The sequence below is a fragment of the Mesorhizobium sp. M2A.F.Ca.ET.037.01.1.1 genome, assembly GCF_003998075.1.
Taxonomy (GTDB): Bacteria; Pseudomonadota; Alphaproteobacteria; order Rhizobiales; family Rhizobiaceae; genus Mesorhizobium.
Window position 1 is genome coordinate 1 of the sequence record NZ_RZSA01001835.1, and the last position, 426, is coordinate 426.

Consider the following 426-nt stretch of genomic DNA (forward strand, 5'->3'; position numbering starts at 1 on the left):
CCTTGCGCATTCCGGTGACCGTGCGACCAAGCCCGATGATCCGGCGCTCTCCGGTTGTCAGATAGCGGTGCAGATAGGCGTCATGCTCGTCGCGATAGGGTGCCGGCATCAGCAGGCTGACATTCTGGCCTATGACTTCGCTCGATGCATAGCCGAACAACGTCTCTGCGGCTGTGCTGAAGGATTGGATGCGGCCTTGCTCATCGATGACGACCATTGCATCCGGCACCGTTGCCAAGATCGAACGCAGATGGTCCTCACGCAGCCGAAGTGCGGCATTCGCAAAGGACAGCTCGCTAACATCCGTGCCTTCGACGAAGATCGCAGTGACGCGGCCATTGTCATCCTTGATCGGCTGGTAGACGAAATCGAGGATGCGCTCTTCTGCGGGCTCATCGGGCCTGTTGCGAAGGACGACCTTTTCCC

1 protein-coding gene is annotated in these 426 nt (G+C 59.2%); it reads right to left on the bottom strand.

Annotated features, from left to right (window positions below; all coding sequences use genetic code 11):
- A partial coding sequence (locus EOA27_RS40075) for a PAS domain S-box protein (protein WP_127259146.1) occupies positions 1-426 on the bottom strand: 426 nt, incomplete at both ends.